Origin of the sequence: Novosphingobium sp. BL-52-GroH, from assembly GCF_044813085.1 — a bacterium.
Taxonomy (GTDB): Bacteria; Pseudomonadota; Alphaproteobacteria; order Sphingomonadales; family Sphingomonadaceae; genus Novosphingobium.
On sequence record NZ_CP171150.1, the window covers coordinates 210224 to 233476 of the forward strand.

18 protein-coding genes are annotated in these 23253 nt (G+C 62.3%); 6 read left to right on the forward strand and 12 right to left on the reverse strand.

The window, feature by feature from the left end; translation table 11 throughout:
- Positions 1-26 precede the first annotated feature (26 nt).
- From ACFFDA_RS08705 to ACFFDA_RS08720, 4 genes are all read right to left on the reverse strand, one after another.
- Positions 27-344: a hypothetical protein gene (locus ACFFDA_RS08705; protein WP_404478720.1), complete on the reverse strand. Its 318-nt coding sequence runs from the start codon at positions 342-344 to the stop codon at positions 27-29.
- Between the two features lie 344 nt (positions 345-688).
- Positions 689-1228, reverse strand: a complete 540-nt coding sequence (locus ACFFDA_RS08710) for an HD domain-containing protein (protein ID WP_404478722.1) — start codon at positions 1226-1228, stop codon at positions 689-691.
- Positions 1229-1672: 444 nt separating this feature from the next.
- A complete protein-coding gene (locus tag ACFFDA_RS08715; protein WP_404478723.1) occupies positions 1673-1963 on the reverse strand; it encodes a hypothetical protein in 291 nt (96 codons plus the stop codon).
- A 4-nt stretch (positions 1964-1967) separates the two neighbouring features.
- The gene (locus ACFFDA_RS08720; protein WP_404478724.1) at positions 1968-4415 is read right to left on the reverse strand and encodes an AAA family ATPase; all 2448 of its coding nucleotides are present in this window, start codon (positions 4413-4415) and stop codon (positions 1968-1970) included.
- A 409-nt stretch (positions 4416-4824) separates the two neighbouring features.
- Here ACFFDA_RS08720 and ACFFDA_RS08725 point away from each other — a divergent pair, with 409 nt between their 5' ends.
- The 5 genes from ACFFDA_RS08725 (at position 4825) to ACFFDA_RS08745 (ending at position 12083) form a co-directional block, all read left to right on the forward strand.
- On the forward strand, positions 4825-6753 hold the full coding sequence (locus ACFFDA_RS08725) for a PAS domain-containing protein (protein ID WP_404478725.1): 1929 nt from the start codon (positions 4825-4827) through the stop codon (positions 6751-6753).
- 18 nt (positions 6754-6771) lie between these two features.
- Entirely contained in the window at positions 6772-7404 is a 633-nt protein-coding gene (locus ACFFDA_RS08730; protein WP_404478726.1) for a response regulator, read from the forward strand.
- Positions 7405-7675: 271 nt separating this feature from the next.
- Positions 7676-8278, forward strand: coding sequence for a PAS domain-containing protein (locus ACFFDA_RS08735; RefSeq protein ID WP_404478727.1), 603 nt, complete (start codon positions 7676-7678; stop codon positions 8276-8278).
- 8 nt (positions 8279-8286) lie between these two features.
- Positions 8287-11736, forward strand: coding sequence for a chemotaxis protein CheB (locus ACFFDA_RS08740; protein ID WP_404478728.1), 3450 nt, complete (start codon positions 8287-8289; stop codon positions 11734-11736).
- Positions 11737-11744: 8 nt separating this feature from the next.
- Positions 11745-12083: a response regulator gene (locus tag ACFFDA_RS08745; RefSeq protein ID WP_404478729.1), complete on the forward strand. Its 339-nt coding sequence runs from the start codon at positions 11745-11747 to the stop codon at positions 12081-12083.
- A gap of 31 nt (positions 12084-12114) precedes the next feature.
- On the opposite strand, the gene ACFFDA_RS08750 is transcribed toward ACFFDA_RS08745, so the two are convergent.
- Positions 12115-13917: an ATP-binding protein gene (locus tag ACFFDA_RS08750; protein ID WP_404478730.1), complete on the reverse strand. Its 1803-nt coding sequence runs from the start codon at positions 13915-13917 to the stop codon at positions 12115-12117.
- Between the two features lie 546 nt (positions 13918-14463).
- On the opposite strand from ACFFDA_RS08750, the gene ACFFDA_RS08755 reads away from it, so the two are divergent.
- Positions 14464-16089 (forward strand): tetratricopeptide repeat protein, encoded by a 1626-nt coding sequence (locus tag ACFFDA_RS08755; RefSeq protein ID WP_404478731.1) that lies wholly within the window; start codon positions 14464-14466, stop codon positions 16087-16089.
- Positions 16090-16638: 549 nt separating this feature from the next.
- Here ACFFDA_RS08755 and ACFFDA_RS08760 read toward each other — a convergent pair.
- The 7 genes from ACFFDA_RS08760 to ACFFDA_RS08790 form a co-directional block, all read right to left on the reverse strand.
- A complete protein-coding gene (locus ACFFDA_RS08760) occupies positions 16639-17259 on the reverse strand; it encodes a class I SAM-dependent methyltransferase (RefSeq protein ID WP_404478732.1) in 621 nt (206 codons plus the stop codon).
- Positions 17260-17273: 14 nt separating this feature from the next.
- Positions 17274-17930 (reverse strand): tetratricopeptide repeat protein, encoded by a 657-nt coding sequence (locus ACFFDA_RS08765; protein ID WP_404478733.1) that lies wholly within the window; start codon positions 17928-17930, stop codon positions 17274-17276.
- Between the two features lie 39 nt (positions 17931-17969).
- Positions 17970-18725, reverse strand: a complete 756-nt coding sequence (locus tag ACFFDA_RS08770) for an SDR family NAD(P)-dependent oxidoreductase (RefSeq protein WP_404478734.1) — start codon at positions 18723-18725, stop codon at positions 17970-17972.
- Positions 18712-20745, reverse strand: a complete 2034-nt coding sequence (locus ACFFDA_RS08775; RefSeq protein WP_404478735.1) for an AMP-binding protein — start codon at positions 20743-20745, stop codon at positions 18712-18714. The genes ACFFDA_RS08770 and ACFFDA_RS08775 overlap by 14 nt, the downstream gene beginning before the upstream one ends.
- Entirely contained in the window at positions 20742-21287 is a 546-nt protein-coding gene (locus ACFFDA_RS08780) for a thermostable hemolysin (protein ID WP_404478736.1), read from the reverse strand. Before ACFFDA_RS08780 ends, ACFFDA_RS08775 begins: the two co-directional genes overlap by 4 nt.
- A 68-nt stretch (positions 21288-21355) precedes the next feature.
- Positions 21356-22180: a hypothetical protein gene (locus ACFFDA_RS08785; protein WP_404478737.1), complete on the reverse strand. Its 825-nt coding sequence runs from the start codon at positions 22178-22180 to the stop codon at positions 21356-21358.
- A complete protein-coding gene (locus tag ACFFDA_RS08790; RefSeq protein ID WP_404478739.1) occupies positions 22177-23187 on the reverse strand; it encodes an endonuclease/exonuclease/phosphatase family protein in 1011 nt (336 codons plus the stop codon). Before ACFFDA_RS08790 ends, ACFFDA_RS08785 begins: the two co-directional genes overlap by 4 nt.
- Positions 23188-23253 lie beyond the last annotated feature (66 nt).

The following is a 23253-nucleotide window of genomic DNA, read 5'->3' on the forward strand; positions in this document are numbered from 1 at the left end:
GACGGCAAGCAGTGAGAGGCGGCGCATCAACGGTGCCACCCGTCGTGCTTCTGGCGATAGATATTGGCGCTCGCCCGGTCCTGCCGATAATGCAGGCGCGCGCGCTCGTGGGGGTTCATGCCATTGGTGGCGCGCATGCGATGCTCGGTGCGGGCGATGCGATGCTGCTGCCGTTCGAGGCGCACCGCCTCCCGCCCGGTCAGTTGACCGGAGTGCCAGCCCTGCGCGATGCGGTGCTGCTGGTTGGCCTGCCGACCGTTGACCCCGGCCAGTGCCGGAGTGGCGATGACGCTCGCGGTCAGAAGGACCGCTCCGATACGCGCCGCGAAGCTCTTTGCGTTCATGACTTCACCTCTTTCAAGGATGATCGTGGATGCCACGCTTCATGCATGACGCTTCTTGAACGCAGCAGGAGCGGAAACCCGTCGCGAGGGCGATAGGGCTTTGTGGTTTTAAGATTATCCGTCGGCAAACATGCTATTACCGCCAATTTGAATGCAGCGACCTATGGAGCCTTTCCGATGGGGGTATCGACCCATTCTCGCCGTTCAGCCGCCAATTCGCGCTCCTCAGGTGCGGACTTTCCGCTTTCAGCCCTGAATGAGTGAGACGGCCGTGTTCGACAGCGAATTCAGTGAGAAGCTTACCCAGTTGGGTAGCTCGAAGCATTGAGGCAGAGCAGATCACTTCACGGACGGAAGCCTATGCTCGTCTTGGCATCCTCGATCAGTGCCATGGCCTGACGATACAGATTGGGATTGCCTTCGGTCATAACGCTCAGGACCTGCAGCTTTTCGCGGAGATAGACCTTGGCGAACCCAGGGCTGCCCATAACGATTGATTTCGTGTTGCTGATGAAATCGGCGAGTTTCACGGTTTGCGCTTCGGGCGAAATGGTGCCGAGGCGTACAGCTTCCGCAGCCTTGCGTGCAGCGCGGTTGCCTTCATGGCACTGGTCGGTCAATTCCATCACTAGCGCAGCGACAGGTTCGCCGAACTCGCGCGCGATGTCCTCTCGGGTTGTCAGGGTATCCTCGACCGTATCGTGCAGCAGCGCCGCAGCCAGCATTTCGTCAGTATGCGGGATGCCTCGGACAATCTCCATCACTTCAATGGGGTGATTGATGTAGGGCTCGCCTGTGTACTTGCGTCGGTGATCAACGCTGTTGTGAGCGTGCGAGGCGAACTCCAGCGCTTTCAACACCAGTGGTGAGAGATCCCGAGACATGTCGGACGCTTAGCAGATATTATTGCGAGGTAGAAACCTAGTTCCCGCATCTGCGATAAACCCGGCTATTTCAATCACCGTTCTGCCGCATATTACAACCCGGGTTAAAAACCCGATATCACGGCAACTAGCAGACTCGCGCTGCTTGCTTCACTTGGCGAGCGCAGCTGGACCCTTGAGTCCGGTACTAGACCGACCCCAAGTACCATCGGGGCCGCGTTGGAGGAGGACGTCGGCAATCCGGAGTCGGCCTTCTACGTTGACGTGCTCAAGCTGCAAAAGGCAGCTCGGGTTTTGGTTTGTTGAATCCGACTGAGCCCCCTCCCGACGCGTGTGAGAAGTGCCTCAATTTATCCTTCGGCCTCAGGCTGGGCACCGACGAGGCCCTCTGGGTTCGGCAGAGGGTCAAGGAGAGCCGCTAACCGGGAATGCGGTGCGCTGCTGCTAGGCCTTGGGGCGCATTTGCAGGCGCCCCGCCTCGGCTCCGTCCTTCGCTTTCTTGAAGTCGGCGATGAGTGTATCGAGCTCCTTCAGGTGAGCCTCGAACTCGTCAGGGGTCGGAACGGCCACCGAATCCGAGGCCGGATTATCGTGGCTATGCGTGTTGGCCCGCGTCAGTCCGTCGTGGAAGCGGATTGCGAGGTCGTCCGGCAGGGTCACGTAGCGCAGTTTCTGGGTGGAGATGACATCGCTGCCGCGACGCACGATGTCGCTGAAAATGACCTCCTCGACCATCCGCTCATAGGTGTCGCGTAGGCGGCCGTAGAGGCCCCTTCACTTCAAATTCGTAGGACGACGGGCTGGTCCCGTGGAGCTTGGGGAGCGGCGCGAATTTATGCCTGATGTGCCTAATGCGCTTCGAAACGTTAAGGCCCTTCCAAACCATTCCGGCTTGGTCGACCTTGCCCGTTGCGTTCTTGTCGCTGAAAAGCGCGATCGTCACCGGCTCGATGCCGGCGGCGTCGGCCGCACCGCAGAGCTCATTGAAGAAGACCATGTCGTGGGTGAAGACCACGACCTGCCGCGTGGTGGACTCGCGGGCGATCCGCTCCGCCACTCGGGCGCTGCGGTCGCGGTCGAGCGACGAAACCGGATCGTCGACGATGATCGGCCCGGAGCCGTCTGTGAGCGCCACCTCTGTCAGGAAGCCCGCAAGCGCCAATGCGCGCTGCTCACCCTCACTTAGGATCTGCGAGGTGATCTTCGTCAGGCTCGTCTGCGGATCCGTCTGGAACTCGGCCTTCGTCTGCCCGCTTTTCCGCGCGAGGCTGACATTGAGGTGGCCAATGTCGAGACCGTCGCGTTCCGTTTGGAACTTGGACACCACGGCGGAGGTCAGGTGGGTGTCGATCAGTTCGTTGGCGCGCTTGGTGATGCCGGTCGTCCCGACCATTCCGATCGCCTTGGCGAATGCGCCATCGAGCGACATAAGGTCTCGCCGTGCCGTCAGCTTCGCCTTGCTCCCGCTGAGGGTCTTGCGGTCCTCGAGCTCGGCCTTCTCTGACGCCAGTTTCTCACGACCCTCGGCGTCCTCCGCAGCGACGAGTTCGTCGCGTTCTGCGGCTAGCTTGTTCGCGAGAGCCTCGATGCCGTCGGTTGGGGCAGTGAGAACTTGAACCGGAACGTGCCCTGTCCCGTCCAGACGCGCGGCCGCGCTAGCCAGGCGGCCGCTCACGGCAGACTGGAATGTCAAGAGACTGTCCGCAAGACTCGGGTCGCGTAATCTGACTTGGTCGAGGCGGTCCGCGAAGTCGTCCGCCCGCAACTTCGGCAGTGCGGGTAGACTTGCCTTGGCATCAGCCACCAAGCGTTCCGAGAGCGAGGCTGCCCTGTCGAGTGTGTCGTCCATATACCGCTGAAAGCGGGTCATGCGATCGGCGCCGTCCGGTAGCAGCGGTTGCTGGCACAGGACGCATGCGGCGGCCTCGGCGTCGGACCTAACGACCGGGAAGTCCTGACCTGGATAGGCCTCTGCGATGGAGAAATTGCTCGCGGCGACCCATAGGGCCCGCCAGGATTCGCTTCCGACGCCATCGAGCGGAACGTTGTCGAAGAGCGATCCGGCGGCGAGCTTTGCCGCCTCGCGGTCGAAAATTGCCTTCTCCCGAAGAGCATCGAGGACGGCCAGCGCCTCGTCTTTCAAGGCGATCGAAGCAGTGGTGCACTCGGCCTTCACCGCTTGGACCCAGGAAATGAGCGTCGTGAGGTCTGCGCGCGCGGTCGATCCCGAGGACAGGATTGCCGCGATCTCGTCGATGCGCTTCGTGTCGGTCTCGTGGAAAGTCGTCGCCTCATCGATCTGCTTATCGGTCGTCTTCGCACTGACGCCGTTCGCGAACTTCTGCGCCGCTGTGACTCGGACTGGTGCGAAGGCAATGGCGCTGAGCTGCACCTTGTTGCCCACCGCGGCGTCCCTCTCACTTTCCAATGCCCTCTTCAGGACTAGGCAAGTGGCGTTTAGCCGGTGCGGAAGCGCAAGACCGAAAGGAAGGAAACGGATTTGGTTGCCGCCATCTACGTACAGCTGTGCGGAGGCGGAATCGAAGACCGAGACCTGCATCAACTGAGGCGCAGCGGGCATCCCAGCGGTCCAAGCGACCGACTCGTCGCCATATCCGGCATCAATGATAATCTCGGCGGCCTGAACGCCGCCGCCGCTGCCGTAGACATCGGCGAGCACCTTCAGGGTTGCCGGGTTTTCGATTCTCGTTCTGCAAGCCGTACGCATGATGCGCACGAAACCGCTCTTGCCGCTGCCGTTACGCCCGTAGACGATGGTCAATGCGGCCGGGCAGAACGTAAGCGAAGCCCTTTCCGCCAGTCTGTTGACACCCTTCACGTTGGCTATGCCCTTCAGGACGATCGGCGGGTGCGTGTTGCTTCCGAAATGCTCCATCGCAAACGGAATCGGCTCAGGCGGCGTGCCCGTTACCGCGAGGCCAGCCTCCGCCTTGATCATTGCGAGCAGTTCGTCGATGTCGTCCTGTGTCAGATCGTCTGATAGGGAAAGACGGCGCAAGCAGTCCTGGCGCCACGCGGCCTGCGTTTTGGACCACGCGATGATGTCATCGATAGGCTCGTTGACCAAGAAATCCCCCAAATGCGTCCCTTGTTTCTTCCCATTTGGCGAACGGGGGACGATCGCGCCGCTGGTGCCAAGGTCGCCGAGTTTCGGATGGTATGTCAAGGGGATAACGCCAGATCATCCCCTTGCAGCGACCCACGGCCAGTGCCATTGCGACACCGGTAGAAGGTCTGTGTTCATGCGAGGTGGATCAAGCGATCGCGGACTTCGGCTTTGCATGCGAACTGCCATTCGGCACTTTGCGTGCGGACAATGTAGATGTCCCAATCCAAGGTCTTGCGCGGCCGGTGAAAACGACCCTTTTCAGTCGTTCAGACCCGCATTTCCATTCCCCAAGTGCAGAACGGCAGCTTTGCGTCCATGTAGGCCAATATAAGCAATGCTCGCCGGCCACGCCCGCCTGAAGCAACCCTTCTGCGTTTGGGGCGTTGCTGTTCGGTTCGGACAGGCAGTGGGGATGACGCGCGTCACTTTGAGCTTGTCTTATGACGATGATCCAGGGGAAATGTGAGTGATCAGCGCGAATGCGGATGAGAGTTCCCTGGCGAACTGGGAGGGTTTGGACTGGCATTCGTCGCCGCTTGGCCCGCCTTCGGAATGGACTTCCCGGTTACGCTCAACCATGGATCTCTTGACGGCATCCGAAGCGCAGATCGTTCTTTTCTGGGGGACGCAGTTCGTTGCCCTCTACAACGATGCCTATGCGCCGACCATAGGCAGCAAGCACCCTTCAGCGCTTGGTCGGCCGGCGCAGGAATACTGGAGCGAACTCTGGAGTGATCTCGAACCTTTGCTGCGAGGCGTACGCGAAAGCGGCAGGACATTCTCAGCCAGGAGCCGCCCATTTTACATCGAACGGCACGGTTTCGGCGAGACGGCCTATTTCGACATATCGTACTCGCCGGTCCGGGACGATGATGGAAGTATAGGCGGCGTCCTGTGCATCATCTCGGAAACTTCGGAGCAGGTGCTGGCTGAACAACGCTTGCGTGAGGAGGAAGCCGAACTCACTGTTAGCGAGGCGCTGGCCCGGCGCCAGGCTGACGAACTGGCATCCGTCTACATGGCTGCGCCGGTGGGATTGGCGGTGCTCGACCGAGCGCTTCGTTTCGTTCGCGTGAACGAACGTCTGGCGGAGTGGAACGGTAGGTCCGTTGACGATCATATCGGCAAGACGATCGGTGAGATCGTACCTGAGCTCGACGAGCAGGCGCTATCGATCTTCGAGAGGGTTCTGGCCGGTGATGCGCTGTGGGGGCTGGAGGTAGCCGGCAAGATTCCCGGTCGACCGGATGGGACAAGCATCTGGCGTGAGAACTGGGTGCCGCTGCGCGATCGTGAGGGCAGCATTGTCGGCATCACCGTTTCTGCTGAAGATGTGACGGAGGAACGCAAGGCCCGTCGCTCCCTGGAGCTGTTAAACCGGGTCGGGTCGGCGCTGGCAGGCGAACATGACCTTGAGCGCCTCGTGCAGATGGTGACCGACGCCGGCGTGGAATTATCGGAAGCAGCATTCGGCGCGTTCTTCTATAACGTCGTCGGTGCAGACGGTGAGAGCTATACGCTCTACTCCTTATCGGGTGCTCCGCTCGAAGCGTTCGCGAATTTCCCGATGCCGCGAAACACCGAGGTCTTCGCGCCAACCTTCGCCGGCACCGGCAATGTCCGATCAGACGACATCATGGCCGATCCGCGTTACGGTCAGAACGCCCCGCGCTCCGGCATGCCTGAAGGGCACTTGCCTGTTCGCAGTTATCTGGCGGTTCCGGTGAGCACCAATGACGGAAAGGTTCTGGGTGGACTGTTCTTCGGTCATCCGGAGACGGGCCGGTTTACAGGGCTTCACGAGGAAATCGTAACCAGCCTTGCATCGCAGGCTGCTGTTGCGATCGAGAATGCGCAGCTCATTCGGCAGGTGCGCGAAGCCAATGAGACGCTGGAGCGCCGGGTTGCCGAACGAACCGAGGAACTCACCAAGCTGCACGAGACCCTGCGCCAGTCGCAGAAGATGGAGGCGATCGGCCAATTGACCGGCGGTGTCGCTCACGACTTCAACAACCTGCTGACCGTCATCTCCGGGGCGACCGAAATGTTGCGAAAGCCGGACCTGTCCGAGGAGAAACGCGCCAAGTATCTCGACGGATTGACCGACACCGTCAAGCGCGCGGCTACGCTGACCGGGCATCTCCTGGCCTTCAGCCGCCGCCGTGTCCTCCAGCCCGAAGTATTGGACCTCAACATTCAGCTGGACGCCCTGGGTGAAGTCCTTTCGCGCTCCATCAGCAGCAATGTGGAGATTGTAGTCGAGCCGTCAGGCTTGAATGCAAGAGTGGAAGTCGATCCCACCGAGCTTGAGACAGCCATCCTGAACGCGGCAGTCAATGCGCGGGACGCTATGCCGGATGGTGGTACTCTGACCTTCAGCATTCGGGATTATTAAATCGGGAATGATGACGCTGTGGCCATCGAGATTACCGACACGGGATCGGGGATGACATCCGAAACGATCGAACGTGTGTTCGAGCCATTTTATACGACCAAACCCGTCGGTCAGGGGACCGGGCTTGGACTGTCCCCGATTCACGGGTTTGCGGCACAGGCTGGCGGCGCCGTGGAAATCCTTTCCAAAGTGGGGGTAGGCACCACGGTGCGGCTGATCCTGCCCACCGTCGACAAACAACCGCGTACCGCCAGCCTTGCTAGCAATGAAGCGCCCCTTCCGCGCGGTCTGAGAATTCTCCTTGTGGAAGACAACGAACAGGTTCTGGACTTTGCTGAGCAGTTGCTCGTGGATCTCGGGCTTGATGTCGTGACAGCGCATAATGGGGTCGAAGCATTGGCCATCGCTCAGGAGCAGGATTTTGATCTGGTTTTCAGTGATGTCGTGATGCCCGGCCTGAGCGGTATCGATCTGGCCCGGCAGCTGCGTATCCGAGCTCCCGAAACACCGGTTTTGCTCGCAACCGGCTACAGCGAGCAGATGGTTGGCGAAGGAACGGCGCAATTCGCGGTTTTATCCAAGCCTTACGGCGCCGAGACTTTGACGAGTGCCATTCATAGCCTACTGGCCACACCGGTAGTGACCAGCTAGTCGGCACCGGGTTCGTCTGACAGCTTCATCCATCCACGATGATCCCGCCGTTGGCGTGGAGAATCTGTCGGGTCCACAGGCGCAGCTTGAGCTATCGACCCTCTGGCGCCATTTGCCCAGTGAACCTTCCCCCCCCCCCCCGGATCGTTGAGCGTTCATTCACCCCTGGCCGCTTTCACCTCGAATTTCGCCAGAACGGGCACAAGGCCCGTGACCCTGCCTCACAAATCAGGCACATACGGCAACGCAACCTGATCGGATCGCTGTGGTAATGTGGCAAAAATTGCAAGCGTCGCTTGCAGGAGATACTGAAGTGCAGAACCTGATCGTACCCGACGAACTCAAGACGTTTTTCGAGAATTCGCCGATAGCGCTTGCGCTCGCGCTTCCTGATGGAGACCATCCGCTGGCGCTGGTGAACCGCAGGTTTGTGGAACTGACCGGCTACGCGACTTCGGAATTGATCGGGCACAACTGCCGCGTGCTCCAGCGCGATGCAGACGAGCGTGACGCCCGGGTCAAGCTACGCGCCTTCCTGGAAGACGATCGGTCTCCCAACGTGCGCACTCCGATCCTCAACTTCCGCAAGGACGGGGCTCCGTTCGTCAACCTGCTCTACATGTCGCGGCTGCGCTCACTCGCGGGCGAGACACGATACATCTTTGCATCGCAGTTCGATGTCAGCCGCGCGCAGCCGGACCGCCTGCAGAACTACGATCGGGAACTTGACCAGACGCTAACTCGACTGAGCCCCGTTGCAGCCGAAAGCGGCATTATCGTCGAGGGCACCTTGACCACGATCGCCAATTCGGCCGCGATCATCGCGCAGGCCAAGCTGACCCTCGCCCACCTTGACGACAGTTCGATCCTTTGAGCAGCGACATGCAGCCTGACGAGGTGACAGCGCAATCCGATGATACGTCTCCGGTCGCGGTGCCGGTGTTGGGTATCGGTGCTTCTGCGGGGGGGCTGGAAGCGCTGCGCGAGATGCTGTCCGCCGCGCGCGTTCCCACTAACATGGCATTCGTGATCGTCCAGCATCTCGATCCCAACTACGAGAGCATGCTGGCGCAACTGCTCGACCGGGCCTGCCCGCTCGATGTCCTGCAATGCGAGGGCGGCGAAACTTTATTGCCCGATCGCGTGTATATCATTCCGCCCGGACGCGGACTGGCGCTGCAGGACGGCAGGTTGCAGCTGACCGAGTTCGCTCAGCCGCGGGGGCTGCGGCGGCCGATCGACGATTTCTTCATCTCGCTGGCGGCGGACCAGCAGGCGAATGCAGCCTGCGTCATCCTGTCGGGAACCGGGGCCGACGGATCCACGGGCTTGCGCGCCATCAAGGAACATGGCGGCGTCTGCGTCGTCCAGCAACCAGAAACCGCGCGCTATGACGGCATGCCGGTCTCGGCGGTGGGCACCGGTCTGGTGGACTACGTCAAGCGTCCGGCGGAGATCATCGGCTGCCTCGCCGCGTTCTTCGAACGCCGCACCGGCGAGCCGCGCGAGCAGCAGGCGGAACTCGTCGCCGATCACGTCGACGACTTGTGCGGAACGCTGCGTTCGGCCGTGGGCCACGACTTTTCCGGCTACAAGCGCTCGACGCTGGTGCGGCGTGTGGAGCGGCGCATGCACGTGCTGTCCATCGCTTCGGCAAGGTCCTATCTGGACCGGGTACGCAGCGATCCGGCCGAATGCGAGGCGCTGTTTCGCGACCTGCTGATCAACGTCACGCGCTTCTTCCGCGATCCCGATATGTTCGAGGCGCTGCGCACGAAAGTGATCCTGCCGCTGCTGCGCGGGCGGGAAACCGACGAAGAAATTCGCGTCTGGGTGCCGGGCTGCTCCAGCGGCGAGGAAGCCTATACGCTGGCCATGCTGTTCGCCGATGCCGCGCGCGAGAACGGCTTCGCAAACCCGATGCAGATCTTCGCGACCGACATTGACGAACAGATGCTGCAGATCGCCCGCGAGGGCAGCTATCCGGCGTCCGCGCTGGCAGACATTCCCAATCCCTTGCGCGAACGATGGACGAACCCGCACGGCGAACGCTTCTCGATCGTCAACCAGATCCGCGATCTCATCCGGTTTTCCAACCACAGCGTGGTCAAGGACCCGCCGTTCTCTCGCATCGACCTGGTATCCTGCCGCAACCTGCTGATATACTTCGACGATCGCCTCCAGCAATCGGTCATGCCAATTCTGCATTACGCGATCCGGCCCGGCGGCTACCTGTTCCTCGGTCCGTCGGAGAGCATCGGGCGGTTCGATCACTTGTTCCCGCCCGTCGATCACCACGCCCGCATCTTCGAGCGCGGCGCCGGTAATCCCAGCTATCCGATCGAGCTTCCCGCCGGCGACCGCAACATCCAGCGCCAGCGCCAGGTATCTAGCCGGGCGGAAGGCGGACGCAGGCCCGTCGAGAGCGAGATCGCGATCCAGCGGCTGACGGAACTCTATGCGCCGCCCTCGATGGTGCTGAACCAGGACGGCGCGGTCCTGGCCGCTTACGGCAAGCTCAGTCGCTACTTCGACTTTCCCGTGACCCGCACCGGGGGCGCAAACGCCATTTCGCTTGCGAAGCCGGGCCTTCGCGACGTGCTGGGGCCGCTCGTGCGGCAGGCGCGCGACGGCAAGAAGCGCACCGTCGCCCGCGAGGTGGAGGTCAAGTCCGACTACGGGCTGCAGCCGATCGAAGCGGTCTGCGAGCCGCTGCCCGACGGCACCCTGCTGCTCGTATTCCGCGACCGCGCGCCGTTCCGCCCCTTCGACGAGCACGACGCCGCCGAGATCGAGGACGGCGACGATCACATGGAGGCGCTGGAAGAGGAATTGCGCCTTACCCGTCACAAGTTGCGCACGGCAGTGGAGGAACTGGAGACGGCGAACGAGGAGCTGAAAAGCTCCAACGAAGAAATGATGTCGATGAACGAGGAGCTTCAGTCCACAAACGAGGAACTCTCCACTGTCAACGACGAACTCAAGAGCAAGGTCGATCAGCTTACCGTCGCCAATTCGGACTTGCGCAACTTCTTCGAATCGACCGACCTCGCGGTTATCGTCCTCGACCGCAACTTGCGCATCCGCAGCTTCACCGAGGCGGCGACGGGCATCTTCCCGCTGCAGCCGACCGACCGGGGGCGCCTGCTCGCCGACGTCGCGACGCGGCTCGACGATGCGGGCTATCTCGACGATGCGCGCCAGGTCGCCGAAACCGGAGAATCGCTGCAACGGCGGGTCCACACGCGCGAAGGCGGACGAACGCTGGCACTGCGCGTGCTGCCCTATCGCACGCAGCACGGCGGGGTGGACGGCGCAACGCTGGTGCTGACCGACATCACCGTGGCGCTGCTGATGGAAAGCGACCTTGCCGCCGAGCGCGAACGGCTCGACCTCGCGATCACGGCGGGCGGGATCGGCGTCTGGGAATATTGCGAGAAGACCGGCGAACTCCTTCCCGACGGCACCAACCGTGCTCAACTGGGCTTGCCGGGCAAGGGCGACGTCACAGTAGCGGACGTGCTTACACGCATCCATGATGAGGACCGCGCTGCGGTCGAGGACGCCTTGCGCCGCGCGGCATCGGGCGCGGAGGACTTCGCCATCACGTTCCGCGTGCCGCAGCCAGCCCAGGATGGTGCCGTTTCTGACCGCTATCTCAAGAGCTTCGGGCGCGCTATCGGCGGTTCGAACCCGCTGCGGATTGTGGGCGCCGCGATCGACGTCACTGCAGAATACGCGCTTGCCGATGCGCGCGGATTGATGCTGCGCGAGATGAACCACCGCGTGAAGAACCTCTTCGCGGTGGTCAGCGGCATGATCGCGGCCGCCAGCCGATCGCATGACGACGTCCAGAGCCTTTCGCTGGATCTGCGTGAGCGGATTTCGGCGCTGGGCAGCGCGCATTCGCTAGCGGCCCCGGCGGGTGAGCCGCAGCCGATCTCGCTGCGGAACCTCATCGAGACCACGACCGCCCCTTACGCGGGGCAGGCGAATATCGAGATCGACGGCCCCGACGTCATCGTTGCACGCACGTCCTTGTCCCCGCTGGCGCTGATCCTGCACGAGTGGACGACCAATGCAGCAAAATATGGCGTGCTCGGCGCGCGGCCCGGCAGCCTTTCCATCCGTTGGGAGTTGCGCGATCGGACCATCGTGATGGAATGGGCCGAAGAAGGCGAGAACGGGATCGACGTGACGGAAGGCAAAGGATTTGGAACGCTGCTTGTGGCCACGTCGGCCCGCCAGCTGGGGACCGGAATTGAACGCCAGGTTGAAGGCGGCAAACTGGTGCAGCGCATGGAGCTGCCCGGATCGGTAATCGCCGGGTGACCCGTACTGTGCTGATCGTCGAAGACGAACTCTTCGTAGCGCTTGATCTGGAAGATACGGTCGAAGCGCTCGGTTACGCCCTCGCCGCCACGTGCGGAACGCTGGCCAGCACACTGGCTGCAATCGAGCGGCAGCTTCCCACCTGTGCCATTCTCGATGTTCGCTTGCCGGATGGCGAGGTGTTCCCCGCCGCTGACGTGCTTCGCGATGCGGGCATTCCTCTGATCTTTCATTCCGGTCACGCCGACGAAACGCAGCTTAAGACCCGCTATCCTGACGCACAGGTTTACTCCAAGCCCTGTTCGCCCAGCCGTCTGCGCGAGGCACTGGTGCGGGCGGCAGCGTAGCCTGCAAACCTGCAAATTTGTCAGGCCCGGTCTAACGAACGCTGGCGGTCCGGGCGTGGGCATCGCGCAATACACGCGCCAAGTCGTCGAGCGAATAGGGCTTTTGCAGCAGCGGAAAGCCATGGCGCATGTCGTCGGCAAGCACATGGCTATATCCGCTGGTCAGCACGACCGTGAGTCTGGGCCAGCGTGCCCGGATACGCCGACACAGTTCCACCCCGTCCACACCGGGCATGACGACATCGGAAAACACGATGTCGATATCATCATGTCCGGCTTCCAGCACGGCCATCGCCTCGCGCGCGCTACCGGCGCGGCGCGCGGTAAGGCCCATGTCGGTCAGTAGTTGCGCCGCGAAGTCTCCGACCTGCTGGTTGTCCTCTACGATGAGGATTCTCGCGTCGGTGATCATTGCCGGCCCAGACATGTCCGGACAGGCGTCTTCGACCGGCGCCGTCGACCGGGGGAGGTACAGGCTGAAGATCGTCCCCACACCGATCTCGCTGGTGACGGCGATCTCGCCGCCCGACTGCTTGGTGAACCCGTAGACCTGGCTCAGGCCGAGTCCAGTCCCCTTGCCCACTTCCTTGGTCGTGAAGAACGGTTCGAACACACGGTCGATGTGCTCCTGCGGCATTCCCGATCCGACATCCGTGACGGAAACCTTCACGAAATCGCCCTGCGCCGCTGCGTGGCCGCGGCGGGCCGGGATGGACGTGGCTGTATCCACACAGATGGTGATCCGGCCCTGACCGTTCATTGCATCACGCGCATTGACGGCCATGTTCAACAGTGCTGTTTCGAATTGACTCGCATCGACTTCAACGAAATTCGGATCGCACAAAGGCAGGACGTCGATTTCGATGCGTGAGCCGACCACCGTGCGCAGCATCTCGGAGATACTGGCGACCTTCTCGGCAGGATCGAACACTTCCGGCCGCAGGGGCTGACGACGGGCGAATGCAAGCAGCTGGCTGGTGAGCTTGGCTGCCCGGTCCGCCGTCTCCGAGATGGCATCTATGTATTTGCGCTGCTTTTCGCGAGGCAACTCGCGCCGGGACAGCAGTTCCGCTGATGAGCGAATGATTGTCAGCAGGTTGTTGAAATCGTGGGCCACCCCGCCGGTAAGCTGGCCGATCGCTTCCATCTTCTGAAGCTGCCGAATCTGGTCCTCGGAGGCCATCAGTTCGCGGGATCGTTCCTCCACCCGCAGTTCGAGAGTTTCGTTGAGTTGGCGCAGAGCCTCTTCAGCAATCGTGCGGTCGAGCAGATCCGCAGCCTGCCGCGCAAGAATGTCCAGCATCCGCAAGTCGCGCTCGCTGGGCTCGTGCGGCTGCGCCCAGTGCGTGGAAATCATGCCCAGCAGCTTGCCGCTGCGTGAAATGAGGGGCGTGGTCTGAGCTGAGCGAATTCCGGTATGCCGAAATGCATCCAGATCCGGAGTACCCGCAATGTCGTCCCATTCCTCAAAATCGGGAATGACCGCGCGCTGGCCAAACTTCAGAGCAAGGGTGCAACTGCTGTATGCGGCCGGCTTGACCCATTGCCAGAAGCCGACAGCGTGTCCGGGAAGGCCGCGATGGGCAAGCAGTTGCAACTCGCCGCCATGGCCTGACGGATCGCCCGCAGGGCAAAGGAGCTGCATGGTGCCGAACTGCGATCCCGCGATCGTGACAGCCGCCTCGACGATCTTGCCGTAAAGCTCAAAGCGGTCCTGCTCGCCGATCAACGTGACACTTATGCGATGTAGCAGATCAATGTCAGACAGCTTGCCGCCATCAGGTTCCACTTCCTGGACCGGCTGGAGTATCAGATTGCTGTTTGCCGACATCATGAATTTGCCCCCGATGGCTCTGCCATCACATCACACCAAGGTGCTATACGCGCACCGAGCAAATTAGGTTCCTGGCTTATGCCCTTGTGGATTTGGCCTTCCGCATTCCGCGACCGCCTGCGCGTTGCACGGTAGCTCGAACGACCCTTTGTCGCCATTCAGGCACCAACTTCGCATTCCCAGGTCCGGACTGTCCGGTAACCGGCAGGTTGCGACCAACATAAGCCGTTCCGCTTCGTTGATGTGAGCGTCGGCCTTTGCTGAAACTCGCCATTCGGGTCACGCCAAACGCCGGGTCGGCAATAGCTTTGACCTTAGCCGATGGGCAAAACAGTCTCTGGTCAAGGTTGACCGACACTTTTTCACGAATGCGAGGCTCAGACCAGTAAAGTCGCTTTACCCGTTCCTTCTCAAGCAAGATTGCGCTTGCAAACCACTATCATCATGTGGAGGTTGAGGCGCGTCCGTCTTACACGTCCACGGCGATAGACTTTTGAACGGGCGAAATTGTCTATGTACCGAATCATTATCTGAACGGCGAAACTTATGAGATTGAAGATCTTTCTTGCCGCATGGCTCCAGGTCGCGCTCTCTGCAGGCCCGGCGTCGGCGCAGATGGTTGAGCATGATCATGCGGCGATGGAGCGGCTTGGCAGCGTCACCTTCGAGACATCGTGCAACGCGGAAGCGCAGTTGCGCTTCAATCGAGCCGTAGCGCTCATGCACTCCTTCCAATTTGCTCCGGCGACCGACGGCTATCGTGGAGCGCTCGCGGCTGACCCCAGTTGCGCCATCGCATATTGGGGGATCGCGCTGAGCAGCTGGAGCAACCCGTTTGCCGGCTTCAAGTCGCCGTTACAGCTGAAACAAGGCCTCGATGCGGTCCAGGCCGGCCGTGCCCTGAAGGCCAAGACCTTGCGCGAACGCGCCTATATCGAGGCGGTAGCGCACCTCTACACCGAGACCGCGAACTTGGACCAGGATGCTCGAAACGTCGCTTACGAGCGCGCGATGGAGCGACTGGCCGTTGACTATCCTAAGGACACCGAAGCGAAGATTTTTTTCGCCCTGGCGCTCGCAGCGGCCGCCGATCCTGCCGACAAGACCTACGCCAAGCAGTTGAAGGCCGGCGCGATCCTTGAAGGCCTGTTCGCCAAGTACCCTGACCACCCTGGCTTGGCCCACTACATCATCCACGCCTATGATGAGCCGGCCTTAGCGTCACGCGCCGCCGAGGCGGCCAGGCGCTACGGCGCGATTGCGCCTTCGACGCCTCACGCCCTGCATATGCCCTCCCACACCTTCACACGGATCGGCGACTGGCAGGCCTCGATCGACACCAACTTGGCTTCGGCGACCTCAGCGCGGGCTGCCGACCAACCAGCTGACGAACTGCACGCCAGCGACTACATGATCTACGCTTACCTGCAGACTGGACAGGACAAGGCTGCCGAGCAGCTTGCCGAGGCCTCCGTCCAAGTGTTTTCCCGCTTCGATCCCACCAAAGCCAACGGCGCCGCGCCTGCTTCGGCGGCTTATTACGCCCACGCCGCGATCGCCGCGCGTTACGCGCTCGAGCGCCGGGACTGGGCAAGCGCTGTCAAGCTCGAGCCGACGCCGAGCCGGTTTCTCTACGCAGAATCGATCACCTATTTTGCCCGGGGTTTGGGCGCGGCGCACCTGAAAGACGCGGCCTCCGCGCGGTCGGCGATATCATGGCTTGACCAAATCCACGACGAGCTGGCCCAGCAGGGCGAGGATTATTGGGCAGAGCAGACGGATATTCAGCGCCGAGAAGTTGCGGCGCTCCTTTCTCTAGAGGAAGGTCATGTCCGAGAGGCACTTACGGGCATGCGCCAGGCCGCTGACCTTGAGGACAAGACCCAATTGGCGTCTGTAACGCCTGGACCGGTGGCGCCGGCTCGGGAGATGCTGGGTGAGATGCTATTAGCGGACAACCAGCCGGAGGAAGCGCTGACAGCTTTCGAAGCGTCGCTTGTTCAGGAGCCCAATCGGTTCTGGTCATTATATGGTGCCGCCGAGGCGGCCAAGCGAGCCGGCAAAGGCCAGAGCGCCAGAGCCTATTTCCAGAAGTTGCTGGCCATGTCCCCGCACCCTGACCACCCAGAACGGCCGCAGTTGGGAGAGGCGCGCCAGCAAGCAACGCCGTGAAGACGTGTCTCACAGTCCAGACACACCTGCCTCTGCCCCTTAAAAGCCTCGCTGACCCTGGCTGACGTGCTCGATCAACATCAGGAAAGGCCGCGGAGCCACAAATGTCGGGGTTTCCGAGCTTGACGATGACGCGTTTCACTCTGACTTCCGCTGCTGTGTGCTATCCAGAACCGGAGACGCTTCTAGCTGTCCAAAGCTAACAATCCGAAGCTAAATTGATTGACACAGTAAATTATATCCAACCAGTTTTACAATATGAAGAGTGGAGTTTAGGAAGTCCGTGGGCGTCAGACAGATCTCAAATACCTACCTTCCAGCATATAATTCAGAGGGATCGGCGACAACATACTGAAAACTAGGTGAACGCGGGCCCCGTCGCGCTCCATCCGCTTGAAAGTGGGGCGCCTAACTAGGAACGTATGGCGTCGATAATCAAAAAATTCACGCGCGTTTTCCCCCGGATCACATCCGTCGGCCTGTGTGGTGCCGGCGACGAACCCGATCATCGGCCAGTAGAGGGTTGATGCTGTTACGCCCTCGCAATGATCATTCGTGCCGCACGGCCAGCGCAAGTATGCCTCGAACCGTTCGCGTCAGCGCTTTCTCTTGCAGCTTCACGCGGGTGTCGCCGAAGCCGCCGTCCACGAGCGCCTCCCGCAAGGCCTTTGCGTCGTAAAGGCGATGCAAACCCTCGCGAGCGAAATTCCAGTCTTGCATGGACTCGCGATGCGTTACGTAGGCTACCAGCCGCCCGCCCGGGCGCAGGAGCCTGTGCATTTCACGGACAATCAGCCCTTCCGGGCCGTCAAAATAAAGCAAGTTCAGAGCAAGCACGGCGTCGAACGAGCAGTCGGGGAGCGGCACGGCGTTCAGATCGGCAAGTAGCCATGAGGCATCCCTGACCACCGATCGCCTGGCAACGTCCAGCATAGTGGCGGAGCGATCGACACCGGTAACCTGGCAATCGGCGCGGCGGCGTATTTCTGCGATCGCCGCGCCGGTCCCGCATCCCGCATCCAGCACCTCTTCACCGCAAAGGGGGCCTAGAAGGTCCACAGCCAGACGCATCGGGCGGCGATTGACGACCTCCATCGCCGCGCCGAGCAGACGGCCAGGGCGGCCACGAGGATGCGCGAGCTGGTTCGCAAGGCGCCGGGCCAAGGTCATTGCGAGCCCTCCGTTCAGGTTGCCTTGGCAAGGAGGTCGCGCACCTCGCGGCGGCGCCCCATGTCCCATACCGGACGACCCGCGTCATGGGGGGCGCGAAGGGCCTTTTGGAGATACGAGCGCGCTCCGGGCTTGTCTCCTTGGGCCAGCAGGTAGTCACCGTAGAAATAGTTGGTGTCGAGGCCGTTCGGATCGACGGCCAAAGCTTGCTTGAGCAGCTTCACTGCCTTGTCTTCATCGCCCCATGCCAGCGGCGAGCCGGGCACTTTGTAATAGAGGACACCAAGGCTGAGCGCAGCCCCTCCATTGGCCGCCCGCGGATCGATGGCATAGGCTCTGGCGATCAGGTCGCGGGCCTTGGTGGCAAGGCCCAGCTTGTGGAAGAAGTTGGCGCGGTTCGCCTGCTCACTGGTGACTATGCCGGCCCACAGAAGCGGTTCGGCCTTGCCGGGATAGCGCGCGACCACGCTGCGCGCTTGCGCGGCCAACTGGTCGAGCGCCTTGGTCTGAGTGCTGGATCCCTTCACCTCGTAGGTGATATGCGCCCAGCCATCGTTCACGGATTTGACGTCGCTCGCCATGTCGGCAAGAGCGGCAGTCGGAGCGAGTGCAATCAGCAGCGGAGCCAGTGCGGCGACGAAGCACCGGCACGCAGAAGCGCGGGTCGTCATGGTCTTCTCTCCTGTCATATCGTTGCGGGCATTTGAGCTTCACGAAAATTCCACGCGAGCCTTGCGGGTCTGGCTGGCTAGCCCGGTGTCGATAAGCTTCGGCGCGACTGCATTGAGCACAGCGTAAATGCGCTCCATCACGCCGATGCTAACTGTTTCGCGGCGTTCAAGTATGGCTGTGGCGATCCGTCTGGCTACCCACTTGGGCTCGTCGGCCTTCATCCCAGTGAACGCCAGGAAACGGTTGACCTCACCATTGTTGAACGGCGTACGCGCCGCACGCGGGTTCACGTGGGTCACGCACACACCACTATCGATCAATTCGCGCCTGAGAGCCAAGCTCAGGGCGGCGAGGCCTGCTTTGCTGCTGGAGTAGGCGGCGAACCACGGATACGGGATGGCGCCCAATACCGATCCGATGTTGACGATCTGGCCGGTGCCTCGTGCTCGCATGGGCCCGGCAACCGCCCCAGCCAAAACCGCAGGGACCATCAGGTTTACGCGGTAGCACATTGCCAGTGCGTCGATGGGCTGGCCTTCCTGCAGCCCGAAGCGCATCATGCCCGCAACGTTCACCAGGATGTCCGGGCATTCTCCTTTCAACCGCTCCGCCAGTGCGGCGAGCGCGGCATCGTCGCACAGGTCCGTGACGATGGAACTGTCGCAGGCGGCACATTCACCGCGATCGATCCCCGTAACATGCGCCCCGGCCTCGCGCAGCAGGCCTGCAAGCAGCGAGCCCAGGCCGCCGGCCGCGCCGGTCATTGCCACGCGGGCGCCTTCAAGCCGCGACATGGTCATCCTCCAGTCGCACGCTGGCAAAGACGCCGCCAAACAATGCGAAGATTTCACGCGCCATAGACAGGATTGATGCCCGGTCCTTGGCTTCGCTCATGGCGTTCACCAGCCCAGCCAAGAACGCCATGTGATCCTGATCGAGCGCCCCGTGCGAAGTGAGGTAAGTGAAAGCCTCGGGCGGTAGGCCAAGCCGCATTGCAACCGCGCTGGCCCCGCGCTGCGCGAGCGCCACGCTGATGCTTTCCAGCACGTAAACCATGCCGAAGAAGGCCACCGGATCGCCATCGGCAATGCGCGCGAAGGCATGACTCACCATCATGCGCGTCGACGGGTGCGGCTCGCTGGTTCGAGCCGCGTCGGCGTCTCCGCCGGCGGCGGCGATGTCGGCCAGGATCCATTCCTCATGGCCGGTCTCCTCTTCGATATAGTCGTCGAGCGCGGCGACGAGTTCGGGCCGGTCGAGCAACTGCGCGCGTGCAGCCTGCATCAACGGCACGGTGTGACGAACATGATGGAACGCCTGCTCGAGATAATCGATATACGCACGGCGCGAGATCGTGCCGTCCAGCCCCGCGCGTACCTGCGGGATCGTGAGAAAGCTCAGCCGGTCGCGGAATGTAGCGGCCTCCAGTTCGTCGAAGAAGGTCGGGTTACCGTGGAGCCAGGTTGCCGCAATTACTTCGCGGCGAGGCCTGCCGTTTCCGGTCAGCATGCCGTTGGCGATGGTGAAGGGGGACACCTCGCGCCACCGCGCGATGCGGGCATATGTGGGCAGAGTCGCGTTGGCGGCGGCTACTGCGGCCGACATGTCGGCGTCGGCGGTGGCTGGCACCAGGAGCGCCTCGGGAGACGGTAGTCCGTCACCGTGGACCAGCGCCTGAAGGATCGCTGGCTGGGCCGTCAATTGGGCCTCCACCCACTCGGGCGAGACGTTGCGCCCGAAGCTGGTGACGATCAGCGCGGACTTACGCCCGTCCACCCATAGCCGGCCGTCTTCATCGAAATGGCCGATGTCACCGGTGGCGAAATGTCCCGCGGCTCTCGGTTCGCCGATCGTGCCAAGAAACAACTCGCCTTCCAGCAGGATTTCCCCGTCCCCGGCGATGCGGGCCTGCACGTGAGGAAGAAGCCGTCCGACCGACCCCGCTACTTCTTCATTCGCCGCTTCGAGCGAAACCACCGATCCGCACTCCGTCAGGCCGTAGCCCTGGCGCACCGGCAGGCCGACCCGGCGAGCCCGTGCCAGGAGTTCGACGGGAACGCGCGCCCCGCCAACCGCCACCACGGTTAGATCGGGCAGGCGAAGATCTGTGCGTTCCAGCACTCCGACAAGGCCGCCAAGGTACTCCGGCACCAGGATCAAGGACGTGATACGCCAATCCGCGATGCGGCGTGCCATGCGCCCGAACTCCGGTCGGAACGGGTCTGCGAGGCCGATCTCTTGCTGCGGCGGGCAGACATAAGTGCCACCGGCGAGGATGGTGGCGAACAGCCCCGCGATCGTCTCGAGAAGAATGCCTGGCGGCAGCAGCGCGCAGTGCCTGCCGGCATGTTCCGTGCCCAAGGCATCGACGACGGATCGGGCCACGCCGAGCATATGCGGTGCGGACAAGCACACACCTTTGGGAGCGCCGGTCGACCCTGAGGTGAAAGTTATCCGCGCCGTACCAGGGGGCAGGAGGGACGACGCGGGTTGCGCAGCGGGTGGTACAGGACCGGCCCCTGCGCAGGCAGAAACGGCATGGGCGGCCTGTTCGTCCGTGAAGAATGCCGGGAGGGAAAGGACCGGAATTCCAGCTTCGAGTAGAGCCAGTTCCTGGACCGCTTCCTCCACACCGTGATCGAGTCGCAGCGCCTTCGGCGTTGTAGGGTTTTCGCCGTCCAGCATGGTCACCGCATGCGCCACGCGATCCGCCAACGCACGCCAGGTGAGCGCCGGCCCGGAGACCGGATCAATCGCAATCGCGTCCGGCATCGTCAGGGTATGGCTTCTGATAGTTTCGAGAAGCCCGTTCATGCTGTGATCCTTCCGCGCCGGGCAAGGAAACGTGCGATGGCCTGCTGCCCCTGCGCGATGCCGCCAGCGCAAACCTGCGGGTCATTCTCGTAGTACCGGCCCCACGCGGCCGCATCGCCTACCCGGTCTGCGCGCGCGGCTGCAAGCACGTGGAGTTGAACGCCGAGGCGCACGAACATGCTGCGGACCTGCGCGGTGAGAGTCGCGACGGCGATTTCACACTGCCCGCCCAAATCGTTGGCGGCCAGTCCCCATAGCGAGACCATGGCGAAGGCATCGTCGGCAGCGAGATGCCCGATCTCGATCACGCTGTCGCGCGCAACCGAGCGGCCCAGCACTTCGGCGAGGCGCGCTTCCACCGGGCGATCGAGATAGCGTTCCAGGAACAATGGCTGATCTCCAGCCCGCCGATAGCCGACGCTGGCCCGGACCGCGTGATCGCGTGAGACATGCAAACCTTGCGGATAGGCAGGCCGTAGCTGGGCACCATGCATCTCTCGATAGCGCCGGGAAACCAGTTCGACGGCAGATGTCTCGGCCATTCTCAACTCCTTGGCTGTCGACGATAGGACTGTGCTGACCGGCAATTCCCGCATCGACCGGAGAAAATTTATTGGACCTTGGCGATGCGACTCTGTCTGTCGATCACCCTTCCGGCATTCTGCGGCAAGATCTTGACGAGCAGCAGGATCGACAAGGCCAGGGCCGCTGATACAAGAGGGCGGCTGATTGCCAGTCCACCATCGTCCAGCGGCTTGTCCAAAAGGTCTCCCACGGCGGCGCCCAGCGGCCGCGTCAGGATGAAGGCAGCCCAGAACAGGCCGACGTGACTGACACGGCTGCGAACGTAGAGCAGGCAAACGACAGCCAGCAGCGCGGCGAAGACAAGCGCGGCGCCTGAATACCCCGACCCGCCCGTGTCCGCGGTCCAGTCTCCCAGTGCGGTGCCCAATGTCTGTGAGAACGTGATCGTGATCCAGTAATAGCGCTCTGCCTGAGGCTCATGCACGCTTTGGACGTCTATCGAACCGAGCGCGCGGTGCCACACGGCGAGCGATGCCAACACGCAGCACAGCAGCAGGGCCGAGCCGCCTGCATAGCCGATACCCATGGAGCGGGTGGCGAAATCGGCCATCGTAGTGCCGGCGGTCGTCGAGGCGATGATCGTGGCCCAATAGAGATGGGGGTGGAACCGTCGCGCCGCGATCTGGCGCCATCCCAGCACCAGCAGGATACCCGCGAAGATGACGGTGCCAGCAAGATACCCCAGGTTCCACGTCATGCTGACCGTGTCGCCGGCGGTTTCGCCCAGGGTCGTGGCGAGGATCTTGATGATCCAGAATCCGAAGGTGACTTGCGGCACCTTCGACAAAACTTTTCGAGTGACGGACGGCGATCCAGTCTCGTCGCAGACGGTGCTGACGGACGGCGTCATCGCAGGATGTAATCGGCGATGTAGGGCAGATGGTCAGACAATGATGCACCGCTACGGTCCCGGAAACCGGAAGGAACCCTCAGGTCTCGCAGCGCCAGGTGTTGGCCGCTCCCGGCGCGGAAATATTGCTTGTCCTTCGCGTGCCTGCGCACCGCGGCGACGGCCCGGGCGTTCTGCGGGAAGCCTGGAGTGATCCGGTCAACGGCGGTGGCTTCCATGCTGCCGGCGAGAAGGCCTCCGCCCGAAGACTGGGCCGCGATACGGCCCCGGTCATGCCCGACGTTGAAATCGCCGCCGAAAATGACATCGCTATCGGATCCGACGATGGCACGCATGAACTCGCGCGTGGCGGCGACCTGGCGCAAGTATGCGGCGTTCGCCCGCTCTACGTTGACGCCCGAGGCCTTGCGCGAATTGAGATGGGTATCGGCGATGGCGATGGTGCGGGCCTGGCCGGGAACCTTGACCCAGGCGACCAGCACGCCTTTGGCGGCAAGGCAGTCGTAGCCTGCGCACATGTCGGCGGGGAATGCCATCTTGCGTGTGCGGATGATAGGATAGTCGGACAGGATCACCAGCCCACTGTCAGCCCATTTGCCGATATCCTCGCCGTTGAGCCATGACGTCTGCTCGGCGGAGCCTCCAGCCGGCAACGCCGCGGCATCACTGGCCTCGGGGCCGAGCGCAAAATGGGCGTAGCCGGCGGCACGGGCGATGGCCTTGGCCTGCGGGATGAAGGCTTCCTGCAGGAGAACGATGTGCGGCTGGGTTCCGGCGCGCCGCAACTCGTTCAGGCGTTCGCCGATCTGCCGGACTTCGTCGGCACGGCCGTAGGCCGCGGGGAAAGGAAGCCCCTTGATATTGTAGGTCATGACCGAGAGATCGCTCGCAGCCGCTGTCTGCACCGGGGTAGGCTGATCCAGAACGGCCGCCGGCGATGGACGTGCCAGGTTCAAAGCTACGATCGCGGCCAGAGGAACGAAGGTCAACAGGCGCAGACGCTTCACGCAAGGTACTCCCATAGGATCGTGCGGTAGACCCCGCTGCACCGGCAGACCCGCATCGGGAAATTA